We start from the raw sequence: 16540 nt of genomic DNA on the forward strand, positions 1-16540 counted from the left end.
TGCTCCGGCACGGAACCGGACACCGGACGGTCTCCGGCGCGGTACGGCTTGTGCCCGACCAAATCGGGCGCAAGCCGTACCGTGCGAAACTACCGCTGGAACCTCGGGAACGCCGCGCGACCCGCGTAGCGGGCGGCGTCGTCGAGAAGCTCCTCGATACGCAGGAGCTGGTTGTACTTGGCCACGCGGTCGGAGCGGGCCGGGGCGCCGGTCTTGATCTGGCCGCAGTTGGTGGCCACGGCGAGGTCGGCGATCGTGGTGTCCTCGGTCTCGCCGGAGCGGTGGCTCATCATGCAGCGGTAGCCGTTGCGGTGGGCCAGGTCCACGGCGTCGAGGGTCTCGGTCAGGGTGCCGATCTGGTTGACCTTGACCAGCAGCGCGTTGGCGGTGCCCTCGGCGATGCCGCGCGACAGCCGCTCGGGGTTGGTCACGAACAGGTCGTCGCCGACGAGCTGGACCTTGTCGCCGATCGCCTTGGTGAGGGCGTTCCAGCCCTCCCAGTCGCTCTCGTCCAGCGGGTCCTCGATGGAGACCAGCGGGTAGTTCGTGACCAGGTCCTCGTAGAAGGCGATCAGCTCGGCGGCGGACAGGCCCTTGCCGTCGATGGTGTAGACGCCGTCCTTGTGGAACTCCGAGGCGGCCGCGTCGAGGGCCAGGCCGATGTCCTCGCCGGGCACGTAGCCGGCCTTCTCGATGGCGACCAGGATCAGGTCCAGCGCGTCGCGGTTGGACGGCAGGTTCGGCGCGAAGCCGCCCTCGTCGCCCAGGCCGGTGGCGTAGCCCTTCTCCTTCAGCACGGCCTTGAGCGCGTGGTAGACCTCGGTCCCCATCCGCACGGCCTCGCGGAACGACTCGGCGCCGATCGGCGCGATCATGAACTCCTGGATGTCCACGTTGGTGTCGGCGTGCGCGCCGCCGTTGACGATGTTCATCATCGGGACCGGCAGCACGTGCGCGTTCGGGCCGCCGATGTAGCGGAACAGCGGCAGCTCGGCGCTCTCCGCGGCGGCCTTGGCCACGGCGAGGGAGACACCCAGGATGGCGTTGGCGCCCAGACGGGCCTTGTTCGGCGTGCCGTCCAGGTCGATCATGACCTGGTCGATGCTGCGCTGCTCGGCGGCGTCGAACCCGAGGATCTCGTCGGCGATCTCGTCGGTCACGCCGAGAACGGCCTTCTCCACGCCCTTGCCGCCGTAGCGCTCATCGCCGTCGCGCAACTCCACGGCCTCGAACTGGCCGGTGGACGCGCCGCTCGGAACCGCGGCGCGACCTTCGCTGCCGTCGTCCAGCAGGATGTCGACCTCGACCGTCGGGTTGCCCCGGGAGTCAAGGATCTCGCGGGCGGTGACGCCCTCGATGGAAGCCACGAAGCGCTCCTAAAGTCGCAGGACAGTTTGCCTCAGAAGCCTATCGATGCCTACCTGTCGGTATGGCGGCCGCCGTCCCCGCCGGGCCGGTCGTGTGCTCCAATCGAAGGCATGAGCGATCTCACGGCGCTCGACCGGATCCGCGGACTGCTGATCCCGGTCCTGCCGGAGCCCATCTCCGATCCCGGATATCTGGACCTCCTCGGTGAGGCGTCCCCCGCCGGGTCCCCGGCACAGCGGCTCATGCGTTCGGGCTTCCTGCCGAGGATCTACGAGCGGTTCTGGCGGCCCGCGCTGGTCGGGGCGGTGAAGGGCCCGCTCGGGCCGGACACCGGGCAGGAGGAGGCACTGGTCCGCGCGATGCTCGCGCTGGGGCCCGCCGACCTGGTGCTGGACGTGGCCTGCGGTCCAGGCAACATCACGCGGGCCCTGGCCCGCGACATCGACGACGGGCTGGTCGTGGGGATCGACGCCTCGGCGACGATGCTCGCCCGCGCGGTCCGCGACACCGCGCCGGGACACATCGGTTACGTGCGGGGAGACGCCGTGAACCTGCCCTTCCGGCCCGCGAGCTTCGACGCGGTGTCCTGCATGGCCGCGCTCTACCTGTTCGACCGGCCCTTCGAGGCCCTCGCGGGGATGGCCCGGGTGCTCAGGCCCGGCGGCCGTATCGCCCTCATGACCACCCGGCGGCTGCCGCTGGCCGGCCCGGTCAACGACCTGGTCGGCGCGGTCTCGGGGATCCGCATGTTCGGCGACCGCGAGGTGACCGACGCCCTCACCCGGCTCGGCTTCTCCGGGGTGCGCCAGAAGGTCTACGGGCTCATGCAGTTCGTGAGCGGGCGCCTGGCCTGACCGGCCCCTCAGGCGTCGTCGGAGGCGCCGCCCGTCTCCCAGGCGCGGACCCGGTCGCGGTAGAGGCGGGCGGTGGCGCGCAGCTCGGCCTCCGGATCGAGGCCGGCCGCGTGCGCCTGCCGTACGAGCTCGAACAGCCGCGCCCCCAGGTCGCCGGCGGCCGGCTCGGCGGGGAGGACGGGGGGAGCCCCGGCGCGCTCGGCGCGGCGCAGGAGCTGGGCTGCGAGGGAGAGGGCGGGCTGCCCCATCGGGACGCCGTCCAGGACCGACCCCGAGTCGCCGCCGTTCTTGGCCGCGCGCTCGGCCGCCTTGATGGTCTCCCAGTTGTCGCTGACCTCCTCGGCGCCCTCGACCCGGGTGTCGGCGAACACGTGCGGGTGTCGGCGGACCAGCTTGGAGACGATCCCCTCGGCCACGTCGTCGATGTCGAAACCGCCGGCGCGGTCATGGGCGACCCGCGCGTGGAAGACCACCTGGAGCAGCAGGTCGCCCAGCTCCTCGCGCAGGGCGGCGTAGTCGCCCTCCTCGATGGTCTCCAGCACCTCGTAGGCCTCTTCGAGGAGGTACGGCACCAGCGACTCGTGGGTCTGCCCGGCGTCCCACGGGCAGCCGGTCCGGAGCCGGTCCATCACCGCGACCAGGTCGAGCAGCCGTGCCCCGGGCAGGTCGTAGGAGCCGGGCACGACCTCGATCACCGGCGGGTCCTCAAGCGCCACGGCCGCGTAGCCGATGGAGCGCATCAGCGCCTCGTCGGCCTCCAGCCACACGACGGTCTCCTCGCGCGCCTGCCGGACCAGGGCGGCCGGATCCGGCGTCACGACCTCGACGGCGATCCCCGCGTCGGCGAGGTAGGGCAGGTGCGGATGGTCCGCCGACCCGGTGCGCACCGGACCATCCTCAAGGACCTGCCACGCGCGGCGGCTGAGCAGCCCCGGGGCGACCCGGGGCGAGGTGGTGACGACGATCAGGGGCATGCCGTCGAGGCTACTGCTGCGGCGCCGCGGCGGGACCCGCGCCGAAACGGCCGCTGTCGAGGAAGATGTTCGGCTGCTCCTGGCTCGGCTGCGCGTTGATCTGCCCGTAACGGGGGTTCCAGGTGATCTTCACGCTCGCCAGGTCCTTGATCGCCTGCTCCTGGCCCCGCTGGAGGGCGGCCTGGTCGCTGCCGCCGCCGTACTTGGCCATGAGCTTGGTCATCAGCAGCTTCGCCCTGGTGAAGTCACGCGCCTGCGAGGGCGCCACGGCCTGCTGGAGCATCTGCTGCTCGTGCTGGGCCTGGCCGCCGGTGGCGGAGATCACCTGATCGATCTCCGCGTCGGTGACCGTGACGCCCTTGCTCTCGGCCACCTTGGTGTACTGCTTGGCGGTGGCGAGCTGGAAGAGCACGACCTGCGGGAGGCTGCCGGGGAACTTCAGGTCCGCCACGGAGACGTTGACCTTCGCCAGCGCGGCCTCGAACTCCCGGACGTTGCCGTCCAGCTCGTTGGAGCTGATCCGGTCACCGCCCACCACCGCGGCGGCGCCGGCCTGCGTCGGAGAGCAGGCGGTCAGCGCGACACCCGCGGCGGCGACCGCCACGATGACACGCACTCGAGTCGACTTCACATGCGATCCCTTCACGACAAACGCCGCTTATTTTACCGGCATGTTCTGGAGGAACATCGCCTCGACCAGATCCCCGCACCACTTGAGCAGATCCAGGTCGCGCAGCGGCTGACCGCCGAGCGGCCTGGTCTTGGGCACGGGCACCAGCAACGTACCGGTTGCCGGCTTCAGCAGCGCCTTCGGGTACAGGCGCTGGAGCCTGACCTGCTGGGAGTCCTTGAGCGTCACCGGGGCGAACCTGATGTGCTGGCCCTGCAGGGTGACGTCGGTCAGCCCGGCCAGGCGGGCGCGGATCCGGAAGCGGGCGACCTCCAGCAGGTTCTCCACCTCCTGCGGCGGCCTGCCGTACCGGTCGACGAGCTCGTCGCGGACCGCGGCGATGTGGACGTCGGCGCCGATCCCGGCGATCCGCTTGTAGGCCTCCAGGCGCAGCCGCTCGGAGGTCACGTAGTCGTGCGGGATGTGCGCGTTGATCGGCAGCTCGACCTTGACGTCCGGCCGCTCCTCCTCCACGGAGGCGCCCGACAGCTTGGCCTTCTGCTCCTGCACGGCCTCCGCCATCATCCGCACGTAGAGGTCGAAGCCGACGCCCGCGATGAAGCCCGACTGCTCGGCGCCCAGGATGTTGCCCGCGCCGCGGATCTCCAGGTCCTTCATCGCGACGTACATGCCCGCGCCCATCTCCGTGTGCTGGGAGATGGTGGCCAGCCGCTCGTGGGCGGTCTCGGTGAGCGGCTTCTCCGGCGGGTACAGGAAGTAGGCGTAGCCGCGCTCGCGGCCCCGGCCGACCCGGCCGCGGAGCTGGTGGAGCTGGGACAGGCCGTAGTTGTCGGCCCGGTCCACGATCAGGGTGTTGGCGTTGGGCACGTCCAGGCCCGACTCGACGATCGTGGTGCAGACCAGCAGGTCGAACTCGCGCTCCCAGAAGCCCACCATGATCTTCTCAAGCTGGTGCTCGTTCATCTGGCCGTGCGCGACGGCGACCCTGGCCTCGGGCACGAGCTCGCGCAGCATGGCCGCGACCTTGTTGATGCTGGAGACGCGGTTGTGGACGAAGAAGATCTGGCCGTCGCGCATCAGCTCGCGCCGGATCGCGGCGCCGATCTGCTTGTTGTCGTAGGGGCCGACGAAGGTGAGGATCGGGTGCCGCTCCTCCGGCGGGGTGAGGATCGTCGACATCTCGCGGATGCCGGTCAGGCCCATCTCCAGCGTGCGCGGGATCGGCGTGGCGGACATGGCCAGCACGTCGACCTGCGTCCGCATGTGCTTCATGGCCTCCTTGTGCTCGACGCCGAACCGCTGCTCCTCGTCGATGATGATCAGGCCCAGTTCCTTGAACCTGACCTCCGGCGAGAACAGCCGGTGCGTGCCGATCACCACGTCCACCGAGCCCTCGCGCAGGCCCTCCAGCGTCGCCTTGACCTCGCCGTCGCTCTGGAAGCGCGACATCGGCCGGACGTTCAGCGGGAAGCCGGAGAAGCGCTCGGCGAAAGTGGACAGGTGCTGCTGGACCAGCAGCGTGGTCGGCACCAGCACCGCCACCTGCTTGCCGTCCTGCACGGCCTTGAACGCCGCCCGCACCGCGATCTCGGTCTTGCCGTAGCCGACGTCGCCGCAGATCAGCCGGTCCATCGGGATTCCGCGCTCCATGTCGCGCTTGACCTCGTCGATGGCCTCCAGCTGGTCGCCGGTCTCGGCGTAGGGGAAGGCGTCCTCCATCTCGCGCTGCCACGGCGTGTCGGGGCCGAAGGCGTGCCCCGGCGAGGCCATCCGGGCGGAGTAGAGGCGGATCAGCTCCCCGGCGATCTCCTTGACCGCCTTCTTCGCCTTGGTCTTGGCCTTGGCCCAGTCGGCGCCGCCCATCCGGTTGAGCGTCGGCGACTCGCCGCCGACATAGCGGGTGACCTCGTCGAGCTGGTCGGTCGGCACGTAGAGCCGGTCGCCCTTGGCGTACTCGATCACCAGGTATTCACGGGTCGCGCCCTGCACGGTCCGCTGCACCATCTCGACGTAGCGGCCCACGCCGTGCTGCTCGTGCACCACGTGGTCGCCGACCTTGAGCTGGAGCGGGTCGACCATGTTGCGCCGCTTGGAGGGCAGCCGCCGCATGTCCTTGGTGGACGCCTTCTGACCGACCAGGTCCAGGTGGGTCAGCACGGCCAGGGTGGGGGTGACGAAGCCGTGCTCGATCAGGCCGGTGCTGACGTGGACGACCGTCCCGTCCGGCGCCCGGTCGAGCGCCCTCTCCAGCCGCGCGGGCAGGTCCACGCCCTTGAGCAGCTCGACCATCCGCTCGGCCGGGCCGTGGCCCTCGCTGAGCAGCACGACGACCTTGTCCTCCTCCAGCCAGCCCTTGATGTCGCCCAGGGCCCGCTGGGTGTCGCCCCGGTAGGCCTCCGACTCGCGCGCCCGCAGGACCAGCCCGTCGCCGAGGTCGTCGCCGCCGAACGGCGCGATCGACCACCAGGGCTGGCCGAGCTCCCGGGCGTGGTCACGGATCTCCTCCAGCGTGCGGAACGCCGCCGCTCCCAGGTCGATCGGCGCCTCTCCCCCGGACGCCGCGTTGATCCAGGAGGCCTCCAGGAACTCCTGGCTGGTCCGCACCAGCTCGTCGGCGCGGCCTCGGATGCGCTCCGGGTCGCACACGAACACCGCCGCCTGCGCCGGCAGGTGGTCGATGAGCAGGTCCATCTCCCCGGCGAGCACCGGCGCGAACGCCTCCATGCCCTCCATCGGGACGCCCTCGGCGAGCTGGTCCAGGATCTCGGCCAGCGCCGGATGCAGCTCGGCGAGCTCCCGCGCCCGCCGCCTGACGTCCTCCGTCAGCAGCAGCTCGCGGCAGGGGGCCGCGAACAGCCCCTCCTCCGCCACCTCCAGCGACCGCTGGTCGGCGACCTTGAACCAGCGGATCTCCTCGACGCTGTCGCCCCAGAACTCCAGCCGGAGCGGGTGCTCCTCGGTCGGCGGGAAGACGTCCAGCAGGCCGCCCCTGACGGCCACCTCACCGCGCTTCTCCACCATGTCGACCCGGTTGTAGCCGTTCTCCACGAGCCGGTGCACGATGCTTTCGAGGTCGGCGTCGTCACCGGCGCGCAGCCGTACCGGGCGGAGGTCGCCCAGACCGCGCACGATCGGCTGCAGCACCGCCCGGACCGGCGCGACGATCACCTGCAGCGGGCCCGCGGCGACGTCGCCCTCGACCGGGTGGGCCAGCCTGCGCAGTACGGCGAGCCGCTGGCCGACCGTGTCGCCGCGCGGCGACAGGCGCTCGTGCGGCAGCGTCTCCCAGGCGGGGAAGACCGCGACGGTGTTCGGGTCGAGCAGGCTGGTGAGCGCCGCGGCGAGATCCTCGGCCTCGCGCCCGGTGGCGGTCACCGCGAGAACGGCCCGCGCCCCGTCCTTGGCCCCCTCCCTGGCCAGCGCGGCCACGGTGAACGGCCGCAGCGCGGGTGGCGCGATCAGCGACACGTCGGAGGAGTCTCCCCCTCGGACGTCCTCAAGAACGGAAGCCAGCTTCGGCTCCCCTGCGACAAGGTCCAGCAGTCCGGAAAGGCTCATCAGATTCGCCCACAGCCCCACGACGGCAACACGACAGGCCCCCGGCCGGTGAGGCACGGGGGGTACCACCCAAGGCTACCGAAGTGCGGGCCGGTGCTCCGGCCTTCAGGCCGGGGCGAAGGCCCGCGGGGAGGCCGCCAGGCCCGCGCGCGCCCCGAGAGTCCCCGGCAGGAGCGCGCCCTGAGAGTCTCCGGCAGGAATGGCATCCTCCTGCCCGCCGGTCCGCCGGCCCGCCGGCCCGCCGCAGGCGGCCGGGGCCTACCTGCCGGACGCCCTCCCGCAGGGAGATCACCGGTGAGGAGTGGGAAATGCGCGACGAATCGTATTGAGTTGACTACTCTTAGTCACATGTCAGAGGTACGGTCGGTCGTCGCACGAGACGACATATTCAGTCGGCGCATCCGCGAGCAGTGGACGGGGCAGTCGGGCCGGCGGCTCGACGTCCTGGTCGCCGGGTGCGGGTGGCCCGACCCGCTGGAGCTGGAGCTGGACCAGATGGAGGCCCGGGTCACCGGGATCGACGAGGACCTGCCGGTGCTGCGGGCGAGCACGTCCACGCGCAAGGACCTGGACTCCTGGGCGCTGGGCGATCTGCGGTCGGTGCCGGTGCCGCCGCGGTCGTTCGACATCGTCTACGTGTCGTTCCTGCTGGAGCGGATCGAGCACCCCGAGCTGGTGCTCGACCGGCTGCTCACCGGGCTGCGGCCGGGCGGGCTGCTGCTGCTGCGGATGCGCGACAGGGCCTCCGCCTACGGGACGTACGACCGGCTGGCGCCCGCCGCGCTGCGGCGGGCGCTGTGGCGCAGGTTCGCCCCGCCCGGCACCGTGGGCCCCCTGCCCTCCTTCTACGGACAGGTCACCTCGCGCGAGGGGATGCACTCCTTCTGCCTGACGCGCGGCCTCATGGTGACCGACGACGTCTCGGCGACGAGCGGACCGGCACTGCGCGGGCCGCTGGGCAGGCCGGCCCGGGTTGCCTGCTCCCTGATGGAGACCCTCTCCAGAGGGCGGCGCCCCTCCTCGCACGATGAGATCATCATGGTGATCCGCAAGCCCCAGAGCCACTTCGCCCGGTTGATCTGAGAGTCACTCGGCTGGTGCGGGGGAAACGGAGTGGGTAAGCTGACGAAATCCGACTAATTCGATCGGGATTGTGGAGCAGATGACGGCGCCTTTCGAGTGGACCCCCGACGCCCGCGAGCTGGCCGATCTGGAGCTGCTGCTCTCCGGCGCCTTCCAGCCGCTGACGGGCTTCCTGACCTCAGCGGACGCGCACGCGGTGGACGAGCACGGCACGCTGGCGGACGGCACTCCGTGGCCCGCGCCCGTGACGCTCGCCCTGCCCGACGACCACCCCGCCGCGCCCGGCGACCGCATCACGCTCCGTGACCCCGAGGGCGCCGCGCTGGCCGTGCTGACCGTCACCGAGCGGGCGGACGGCTCCGTCGCCGGCCCGCTGGAAACGCTGGACGCGCCGGAGCACGGGCCGTTCGCCCGGCTGCGCCGTACTCCCGCCGAGGTCCGCAAGGAACTGGCCGGCCGGGAGGTGCTGGCGGTCACCATGCGCGGGCCGCTGGACGACCTGGAGGAGATCAGGGCGACCGCCGAGGAGCTGGACGCGGCGATCCTGCTGCTCCCGCTGGCCTTCGGCGAGGCGGGCCCCGCGGTGGTCCGCGCCGCGCTCAAGGCCCGCGACCGGCTGCCCGAGGGCACGCTCGTGACCGTGGTGCCCCTCGCGCCCCGGCACGAGCCCAGCATCGACCTGGAGCTGCGCGAGCACGTGGCGGAGGCCTACGGCGCGACGGAGCACCTGGCCGGCCCCGAGCCCGTGACGCTCCCCGGGCCGCCGCACCGGCGGGGACTGGTGGTCTTCCTCACCGGCCTGTCGGGCTCCGGCAAGTCCACCGTCGCGCGAGGGCTGCGGGACGCGCTGCTGGAGCGCGGCAGCCGTACGGTCACCTATCTCGACGGCGACGTGGTCCGTCACCTGCTGTCGGCGGGGCTGAGCTTCTCCAAGAAGGACCGTGACCTCAACATCCGCCGGATCGGGTTCGTCGCCGCCGAGGCCGCCAGGCACGGCGGTCTGGCGATCTGCGCGCCCATAGCCCCCTACGCCGCCACCCGCGACGAGGTCCGCGCGATGGTCGAGGCCGTCGGCGCCGACTTCCTGCTCGTCCACGTGTCCACGCCGCTCGCCGAGTGCGAGCGCCGCGACCGCAAGGGGCTCTACGCCAAGGCCCGGGCCGGGATCATCCCCGAGTTCACCGGCGTCTCCGACCCCTACGAGGAGCCCGACGACGCCGACCTGGTCGTCGACACCACCTCGATCAGCGTGGACCGGGCCGTCCAGCAGGTGCTGGATCCGCTGATCCGGGGAGGGTGGGTCCGTTGAGGCGCGAGTACGGCAGCGCCGACCCGGGGAGGACACGCCCGTCGAGAGGCGAGTACGGCAGCGCCGATCCGGGGAGGGCACGCCCGTCGAAGCGCGACCACAGGACCGTGCACGCGGCCGTCGAGGAAAGGTGAACGACCGATGGGCATCGACTTCCCCCTCGCGGCCGGATCGTTCTTCGTCGCGATCGTCGTCGGCCTGACCGGCATGGGCGGCGGCGCGCTCATGACGCCGATGATGATGCTGTTCTTCAACGTGCCGCCCCTGGCGGCCGTCTCCAGCGACCTGGTCGCCTCGGCCGTGATGAAGCCCGTGGGCGGGGCCGTCCACATGCGCCGGGGCACCGTCAACCTGCGGCTGGTCGGCTGGCTGTGCGCGGGATCGGTGCCCGCGGCCTTCTGCGGGGTGCTCGTGGCCCGGGCGTTCGGGGACGGCGAGCAGATCCAGCAGACGATCAAGTACGCCCTGGGCGTCGCGCTGCTGCTGGCCGTCGCGGGCCTGGTCGCCAAGGCCTGGCTCTCGCGGCGCGAGGGGGAGGTCTCGACCGACCTCGGTGAGATCGTCGTGCGCCCATTTCCGACCTTACTGGTCGGTACAATCGGGGGCCTGGTCGTCGGCATCTCGTCCGTGGGCTCGGGGTCTCTGATCATCGTGGCGCTGCTCGCGCTCTACCCCGCGCTGAAGGCCAACCAGCTCGTCGGCACCGATCTGGTCCAGGCCGTCCCGCTGGTCGTCTCGGCCGCCCTCGGGCACCTGCTGTTCGGCGACTTCCAGCTCGACGTCACCATCTCGCTGCTGGCCGGCTCGATCCCCGGCGTCTACCTGGGCGCGCGGATCTCGGCCCGGGCTCCCGGCGGGATCATCCGGGCGCTGCTCGCGGTGGTGCTGCTGGCGTCGGCGCTGAAACTCCTCGGCGTGGGCAACACGGCCACGCTCTGGATCCTGGCCGGCGCCGTGGCTGCGGCCGCCGCCGGGTGGTCACTGCTCAGGGACCGGGGTCGCGCGGAGGTAGGGGTCGCGGGCGAGGTCGGAGAAGGTCCTCAGGCCGCCGGGAGTGGTGTCGAAACGGGTGTCCCCTCGCGGCGCCCGCGGTGAGTCGAAGTAGACCAGCGCCTTGATCTGGGGGTAGCGCCGCATCTCCTCGCGCACCGAGGAGAAGAACGACTCCTTGAACCCGGGCCGGCCGCGGCGCTCGAACACGCCCCATTCGGCGATCATGAAGGGCTTGCCGGGGAAGCGCGACTGCATCCAGCGGTAGAACCCCGGCCACCCGGCGAACTCCTCGCGGGTCTTGTTGACCAGCCCGTCGAAGGTCTCCACCCTGTCGTCGGCATACGGGTCCATCGCCACCCAGTCGACCACGTCGTCACCGGGGTAGAGCCTCTCGAACCACGGCTTGGCGGCCCAGTTGGGCGCGCCCATGTAGGTCATGACCGTGACCGCGTTCCGGACGCCCCGCTGCCGCAGGCGCAGCACCACGTGCCGGAACATCGCGGAGTAGTCCTCGGCGGTCATCCCCGAGCCCGGCGCCTCGCGCACGTCGTTCTCCGGCTCGTGGTGCACGGTCAGGAAGAACCTCTCGGGGAAGCTCTTCAGGACGTAGTCGGCCAGGCGGTCGATCCGCTGGTCCAGCGCACCCCCGGCGATCTCCGCCCAGGTCCGGTCGGAGGACGGCTTCCAGTTGATCAGCAGGAGCCTGCGGCCCGCGGGGTCGCGCGCGATCTTCCGCTCCTCGGGGGTCGGGAAGAGCTCCGGGCCCCGGTGGTAGACGTGCATGATGGCGGCCGGGCGGCCCATGCGCCCCTCGGCCCGCTCCAGCGCCCGCCCGGGCCGCCTGCCGGTGAAGATCTCCGGCGCGATCCCCCACCACGCCCCGCACGAGGGGATGAGCTTCACGGTGACCTCGCAGGCGGCCCCCGACGGGCGGATGCCCAGCAAACCGTTGACCCGGGCGGCGGCGCGTTCCGGCGACTCCGCGGAGACCGCCGCGGGCTGAGCGCACGCGCCCATTCCCAGGACCAGGACGAGACCTGATCCGCCGATTCTGGCCTTGCGGGAAATTATCCCTAAAGTGGCATTTATCCGATGCAACGGTTCCTCGCAGACACTCCGCTTGCACGTTTCTTGACTTTCTCCGGAGCACACCCTCCCACCCTCCGGACGTGCCATGTCACGGACTTTGCCGGTCCGTGCCGCAGCCGACCGGCAAGAGGCGGGAAATGTCGGATAAACGATAGTTATCGCACCGTGATTAGCAGGATCAATCTGAAGAAAATCTTGTGTAATGGGTCGGGGAAATGGCGACCCGACCTATAGTTCCTAGGGTTCTGAAGCGCCGACGCCGCCCGAAAGGGACCGCAACGTATGAGCCTGCCACCGGACACCCCCGTCCGCCGCTCCGGTGGAGATCTGGCGGACTACGTCTCCCTCGTCCGCCGCAGATGGCCGATCCTGCTGTTCTTCCTCGCGGCCGGGATCGGCGGCGGCGTCGCCCTGCTCCGGCTCACCCCGCCCGCCTACACCGCCACCGCCCAGGTGCTGGTCTCCCCGACGGGCCTCTCCGAACAGACCAACCAGGTCACCAACCGGCAGCGCGAGCCGCTCAACCTCGACACCGAGGTGCAGATCGCCCAGTCCGCCGTGGTCGCCGAGAAGGCCCGGGCCGTGCTCAAGAGCACGCCGGAGCCCGTCGACGTCTCCGTGCCGCCCAACACCTCGGTTCTGGAGATCTCCTACACCGCCGCCGACCCGCACACCGCGGCCGCCGGGGCCGGCGCCTACGCGCAGGCCTATCTGGCCAACCGGGAGGAGTCCGCCACGCAGGCACTGGACGCCCAGCTCAAGGCACTCCTCGCCAAGCTCAAGCAGGTCAACGCCAGCCTGGTCACGGTGGCGGGCACGCTCCCCGGCCTGGCGAGGGGGACGGCGGAGCGGACCATCGCCCTGCAGCGGCAGACCGTGCTCAGCCGCCAGATCTACAACCTCACGGTCAGGTACGACGCGCTCAGGACCGTCCCCGTCACCCCGGGTTCGGTGATCAGCGAGCCGGTCGCCCCGGCCGAGCCCGGCGCGCCCAGCCCTCCCCTGCATCTCGGCAGCGGCCTCATGATCGGCCTGCTCGCCGGGGTCGGCGCCGCCTGGGTCCGCGACCGCCTCGACACCAGGATCCGCACGGGCTCCGATCTCAGGCGCCTGACCGGCCTCGACGTCCTCAGCGCGGAGGAGATCGGAGAGCCGGCGGACCGCGCGGGGAGCGCCGTGCTGCTGATCGCCCTGCCGGGGACGTCCTCGCGTGACGTGGCGCAGGCCGTACGCGGTCTCAACGAGCGCGGGATCCCCGTGCTCGGCGCACTCGCCGTCCCACCGGCCGGGCCGTCGCCCGTCCCGGGCGCCCAGCCCCCGGAGAGCGGACGGACCTCGGAGAGCGGGCGGACTCCGAGGACGGGACGGATCTCGAAGACCGGCCGCGTGCCGAAGACCCGCCGGACCCGCGCCCCCGCCCCGACTGCCGCCTCCGCCTCCGCGCCCGTCGCCTCCGACGGGACGGCCCACCCCGTCACCGGAGGCCGGCCCGCGCCGGCCCAGGCTCCCCTGCCGACGCAGCCGCACCCGCCCGCGGCCGACAAGATGGTCTTCCCGACGTGAGAGGCCTCCACCCGGCGGCCTGGCCGATCGCCGCGCTGCTCATCGGCTACCCCCTCTGGTGGGCACTGGGCTTCGGCGGCCTGTCGGTGATCGTGCTGGCCCCGCCGATGGCACTGGCCCTGTGGCGGCGGCGGCCGATCAGGGCACCGCGCGGGTTCGGGCTCTGGCTGCTGCTGCTGGCGGGCTACCTGGTCAGCGCGCTCATGCTCGACGAGATGCCGCCGGACACCTACGGCGAGCTCGGCGCCGGACGGGTGATCGGCTACCTGATGCGCCTGTTCCTCTACGTCTCACTGATGATCATGGTCCTCTACCTGGGCAACCTGACCGAGCAGGAGTTGCCGCAGCTCACCCTCGTACGGATGCTCGGCGTGCTGTTCGTCACGACCGTCGCCGGCGGCCTGCTCGGCGTGCTGGTCCCCCGGGCCGACTTCACCTCGCCGGTCGAGCGGATCCTGCCCCACTGGATCAGCGGCAACTCCTTCGTCCACAACCTGATCCACCCCACCGCCGCCCAGGTGCAGAAGGTGCTCGGCCACTCCTCCCCGCGCCCGGAAGCCCCGTTCGAGTGGGCCAACGCCTGGGGCAGCAACATCTCGGTGCTGCTCATCTGGTTCGTGGTCGGCTGGTGGGTGTACGGCGGGCCGCGCAGGCGCCTGGCCGTGGTCCCGCTGATCGCGCTGGCCGCCGTCCCGATCGTCTACTCCCTCAACCGCGGCCTCTGGATCGGCCTGGGCATCGCCACCGTCTACCTGTTCCTGCGCCTGGGCGCGAGGGCCCGCGTCGTGGTCCTCTCCGCCACCGCCTGCGGCGCACTGGTGTTCTTCCTCAGCCCGCTGCAGGCGATGGTGGCCCAGCGGCTGGACAGCCCGCACAGCAACGACATCCGCGCCTTCACCGTCACGGCGACCGTCGCGGCTGCGGCCACCTCACCGATCATCGGCTACGGCAACACCCGCAACGCGATGGGCAACCACCGCACGGTCACCACCGGGAAGACCGGCTGGTGCGACGTCTGCGGCCACCCTCCGCTGGGCAGCGACGGCCAGCTCTGGCACCTGATGATCACGCAGGGATTCGTCGGAGCCGCCCTCTACGTGGCGTTCTTCGCCGGGGCCGTCCGCCGCCACTGGCGCGACCGGAGCCCGATCGGCCTGGCCGGGGTCCTGGTGATGATCCTCACCCTGCTCTACATGTTCGTCTACGACGGGCTGGTCACGCCGCTCAACCTGTATCTGATCTCATTCGCGCTGCTCTGGAGGAACTCAATGGCGAGCGGGGCCGCATGAACGACGCCCGCGCCCGGCTGCGCTACCTCGACGAGACCGTCGGCCTGCTGTTCCCCGGCTCCGGCGGGCGCCGGCCGTACAGCGTGCTGCCCCACCCCCTGCTCCCCCGCAGGCTGGCGCCCCGCGCGTGGTGGCATCCCGGCAGGAAGGTCATGGTCGCCTCGGATGAGGGCACGATCGAGACCTATCTCAGCGAGGTGCTGAGCGCCCCCGTCAGAATCGTGCTGCACGTCCGGCCCGCCCTGCGGGCCAACCGGAAGCCGGTCCTGGAGGCCCACGCCCCGGACGGGCTGGCCGCCTTCGTGAAGATCGGCGACACCGACCGGAGCCGCGAGCTCATCGCGAACGAGGCGCGGGCGCTCGACCTGCTCGCCGGCGTGGCGCTGAAGACCGTCGTCCCCCCGGCCGTGCTGCACCACGGCTCCTGGCGCGGTCTGTCCGTGCTCGCGCTGACCCCGCTCCCGGTACGGCGAGGCCGGATCCCCGAAGACCTGCTCATCGGGGCGGTCGGCGAGATCAGCCGGATATCCGGCCACGGGTCCGCCTGGCACGGCGACTTCTCGCCGTGGAACATCGCCCGCGGAGCGGACGGGCGGCTGCTGGTCTGGGACTGGGAGCGGTTCGCCACCGGCGTGCCACTCGGCTTCGACGCCGTCCACCACTTCTTCCAGCGCGCCCTGCGCCGCACCCGCCCGGCGACCGCGGCACGGGCCTGCGTGGCGCAGGCCCTGCCGATCCTGGCCCCGTTCGGGCTGTCGGCGGCGGAGGCCAGGCTGACCGCGATCCGCTACCTGGTCGCGCTGGCCGACCGGCACGCGGCCGACGGTCACGCCCCGCTCGGCCCGGCCGAGCACTGGCTCAACCCCGCCGTCGACTTCGAGGAGGCCCTGACGTGAGACCCAGGCTGAAGCGTTCCGTCCACGCCTTGTCGCGGACCGCCGGACGCCTCACCGCCGGGAGCCGGGTGCTGCCCTCCTTCCTGATCGCCGGGGCGCAGCGCTCCGGCACCACCTCGCTCTACCGGGCGCTGGCCCAGCATCCGCTGATCCTCAAGCCCGTCCTTCACAAGGGCGTCCACTACTTCGACGTGGCCTACGACCGCGGCCTGCCCTGGTACCGGGCACATTTCCCGCTGCAGGCCACGGCCTCCCGGCTGGCGCGCCGGTACGGCTGCCGCCCGCAGGCCTTCGAGTCGTCGCCCTACTACCTTTTCCACCCGCTCGCCTGCCCCCGGATCGCCTGGGACCTGCCGGGGGTGAAGGTGATCGTGCTGGTCCGCGACCCGGTGGAACGCGCCTTCTCCGCCCATGCCCACGAGCTGGCCCGGGGCTTCGAGAACGAGACCTCCTTCGCCAGGGCGGTGGAGCTGGAGGAGAGCCGGCTGGCCGGGGCGGTGGAGGGGCTGTGCGCCTCCCCGTACTCGGTGAACCACGCCCACCGCCACCACGCCTACCTGGCCAGGGGGCGCTACGCCGAGCAGCTCGCCCCGCTGGAGCCGCTGATCGGCCGGGACCGGGTGCTCGTCCTGGACAGCGGGCGGTTCTTCACCGAACCGGAGACCGTCTACGACCGGGTGCTGGAGTTCCTCGGACTGCCGCACATCGGCGACCCGGTGTTCGAACGGCACAACCCCCGGCCCCGGCCCACGCCGATGCCCGAGCCGCTCCGCCGTGAGCTGACCGACCGCTTCGAGGAGTCCGACGCCCTGCTGACCCCATGGCTCGGCACGGAGCCGACATGGCGGCGCTGACCTCCCCCGGGGACGCCCCCGCCGAACAGTGCGCACCCCGACAGGGCGACACCAACACCTCCGCCTCAGGACGGGGGCC

13 protein-coding genes are annotated in these 16540 nt (G+C 71.7%); 8 read left to right on the forward strand and 5 right to left on the reverse strand.

The genetic code is table 11. From position 1 onward, the window contains the following. Positions 1 to 89 precede the first annotated feature (89 nt). Positions 90 to 1367, reverse strand: coding sequence for a phosphopyruvate hydratase (gene eno / locus CA984_RS04850; RefSeq protein ID WP_086568596.1), 1278 nt, complete (start codon positions 1365 to 1367; stop codon positions 90 to 92). Between the two features lie 111 nt (positions 1368 to 1478). On the opposite strand from eno, the gene CA984_RS04855 reads away from it, so the two are divergent. Further along, on the forward strand, positions 1479 to 2222 hold the full coding sequence (locus CA984_RS04855) for a class I SAM-dependent methyltransferase (protein WP_086568598.1): 744 nt from the start codon (positions 1479 to 1481) through the stop codon (positions 2220 to 2222). 8 nt (positions 2223 to 2230) lie between these two features. Here CA984_RS04855 and CA984_RS04860 read toward each other — a convergent pair whose 3' ends face one another. From CA984_RS04860 to mfd, 3 genes are read right to left on the reverse strand one after another with little or no spacing between them, the layout of a single operon-like run. Further along, positions 2231 to 3196: a nucleoside triphosphate pyrophosphohydrolase gene (locus CA984_RS04860; protein ID WP_086568600.1), complete on the reverse strand. Its 966-nt coding sequence runs from the start codon at positions 3194 to 3196 to the stop codon at positions 2231 to 2233. Between the two features lie 10 nt (positions 3197 to 3206). Next, positions 3207 to 3827 carry a SurA N-terminal domain-containing protein gene (locus CA984_RS04865; protein ID WP_165781105.1) on the reverse strand — a complete coding sequence of 207 codons (621 nt, stop codon included), beginning with the start codon at positions 3825 to 3827 and terminating at the stop codon, positions 3207 to 3209. 27 nt (positions 3828 to 3854) lie between these two features. Beyond that, positions 3855 to 7385, reverse strand: coding sequence for a transcription-repair coupling factor (gene mfd / locus CA984_RS04870; RefSeq protein ID WP_086568604.1), 3531 nt, complete (start codon positions 7383 to 7385; stop codon positions 3855 to 3857). A gap of 348 nt (positions 7386 to 7733) precedes the next feature. Between mfd and CA984_RS04875 the strand changes: the two genes are divergently transcribed. The 3 genes from CA984_RS04875 (at position 7734) to CA984_RS04885 (ending at position 10872) form a co-directional block, all read left to right on the forward strand. Then, the gene (locus CA984_RS04875; RefSeq protein WP_086568606.1) at positions 7734 to 8468 is read left to right on the forward strand and encodes a class I SAM-dependent methyltransferase; all 735 of its coding nucleotides are present in this window, start codon (positions 7734 to 7736) and stop codon (positions 8466 to 8468) included. Positions 8469 to 8547: 79 nt separating this feature from the next. Beyond that, positions 8548 to 9777: an adenylyl-sulfate kinase gene (gene cysC, locus CA984_RS04880; RefSeq protein WP_086568608.1), complete on the forward strand. Its 1230-nt coding sequence runs from the start codon at positions 8548 to 8550 to the stop codon at positions 9775 to 9777. 141 nt (positions 9778 to 9918) lie between these two features. Next, entirely contained in the window at positions 9919 to 10872 is a 954-nt protein-coding gene (locus tag CA984_RS04885) for a sulfite exporter TauE/SafE family protein (protein WP_086568610.1), read from the forward strand. Here the strand turns inward: CA984_RS04885 and CA984_RS04890 are convergent. After that, entirely contained in the window at positions 10756 to 11787 is a 1032-nt protein-coding gene (locus CA984_RS04890) for a glycoside hydrolase family 26 protein (protein WP_133061553.1), read from the reverse strand. The genes CA984_RS04885 and CA984_RS04890 overlap by 117 nt on opposite strands. 354 nt (positions 11788 to 12141) lie before the next feature. Here CA984_RS04890 and CA984_RS04895 point away from each other — a divergent pair, with 354 nt between their 5' ends. Genes CA984_RS04895 through CA984_RS04910 form a run of 4 tightly spaced genes read left to right on the forward strand, consistent with a single transcriptional unit; the run spans position 12142 to position 16461 of the window. After that, positions 12142 to 13422 (forward strand): YveK family protein, encoded by a 1281-nt coding sequence (locus CA984_RS04895; RefSeq protein ID WP_086568612.1) that lies wholly within the window; start codon positions 12142 to 12144, stop codon positions 13420 to 13422. Further along, a complete protein-coding gene (locus CA984_RS04900; protein WP_086568614.1) occupies positions 13419 to 14711 on the forward strand; it encodes a hypothetical protein in 1293 nt (430 codons plus the stop codon). The genes CA984_RS04895 and CA984_RS04900 overlap by 4 nt, the downstream gene beginning before the upstream one ends. Then, the gene (locus CA984_RS04905; RefSeq protein ID WP_086568616.1) at positions 14708 to 15607 is read left to right on the forward strand and encodes a hypothetical protein; all 900 of its coding nucleotides are present in this window, start codon (positions 14708 to 14710) and stop codon (positions 15605 to 15607) included. Before CA984_RS04900 ends, CA984_RS04905 begins: the two co-directional genes overlap by 4 nt. Beyond that, positions 15604 to 16461 (forward strand): sulfotransferase family protein, encoded by an 858-nt coding sequence (locus CA984_RS04910; RefSeq protein WP_086568618.1) that lies wholly within the window; start codon positions 15604 to 15606, stop codon positions 16459 to 16461. Before CA984_RS04905 ends, CA984_RS04910 begins: the two co-directional genes overlap by 4 nt. The last annotated feature ends 79 nt before the right edge of the window (positions 16462 to 16540 follow it).

The sequence above is a fragment of the Streptosporangium minutum genome, from assembly GCF_002149035.1.
In the GTDB taxonomy this organism is placed as follows: Bacteria; Actinomycetota; Actinomycetes; order Streptosporangiales; family Streptosporangiaceae; genus Streptosporangium; species Streptosporangium minutum.

What these genes read in the sequence shown, in the direction of transcription:
- CA984_RS04885 (WP_086568610.1), top strand. Translation starts at nt 9,919, where the DNA reads ATGGGCATCGACTTCCCCCTCGCGGCCGGATCGTTCTTCGTCGCGATC.
- CA984_RS04905 (WP_086568616.1), top strand. Translation starts at nt 14,708, where the DNA reads ATGAACGACGCCCGCGCCCGGCTGCGCTACCTCGACGAGACCGTCGGC.
- CA984_RS04875 (WP_086568606.1), top strand. Translation starts at nt 7,734, where the DNA reads ATGTCAGAGGTACGGTCGGTCGTCGCACGAGACGACATATTCAGTCGG.
- cysC (WP_086568608.1), top strand. Translation starts at nt 8,548, where the DNA reads ATGACGGCGCCTTTCGAGTGGACCCCCGACGCCCGCGAGCTGGCCGAT.
- CA984_RS04855 (WP_086568598.1), top strand. Translation starts at nt 1,479, where the DNA reads ATGAGCGATCTCACGGCGCTCGACCGGATCCGCGGACTGCTGATCCCG.
- CA984_RS04890 (WP_133061553.1), bottom strand. Translation starts at nt 11,787, where the DNA reads ATGGGCGCGTGCGCTCAGCCCGCGGCGGTCTCCGCGGAGTCGCCGGAA.
- mfd (WP_086568604.1), bottom strand. Translation starts at nt 7,385, where the DNA reads ATGAGCCTTTCCGGACTGCTGGACCTTGTCGCAGGGGAGCCGAAGCTG.
- CA984_RS04860 (WP_086568600.1), bottom strand. Translation starts at nt 3,196, where the DNA reads ATGCCCCTGATCGTCGTCACCACCTCGCCCCGGGTCGCCCCGGGGCTG.
- CA984_RS04895 (WP_086568612.1), top strand. Translation starts at nt 12,142, where the DNA reads ATGAGCCTGCCACCGGACACCCCCGTCCGCCGCTCCGGTGGAGATCTG.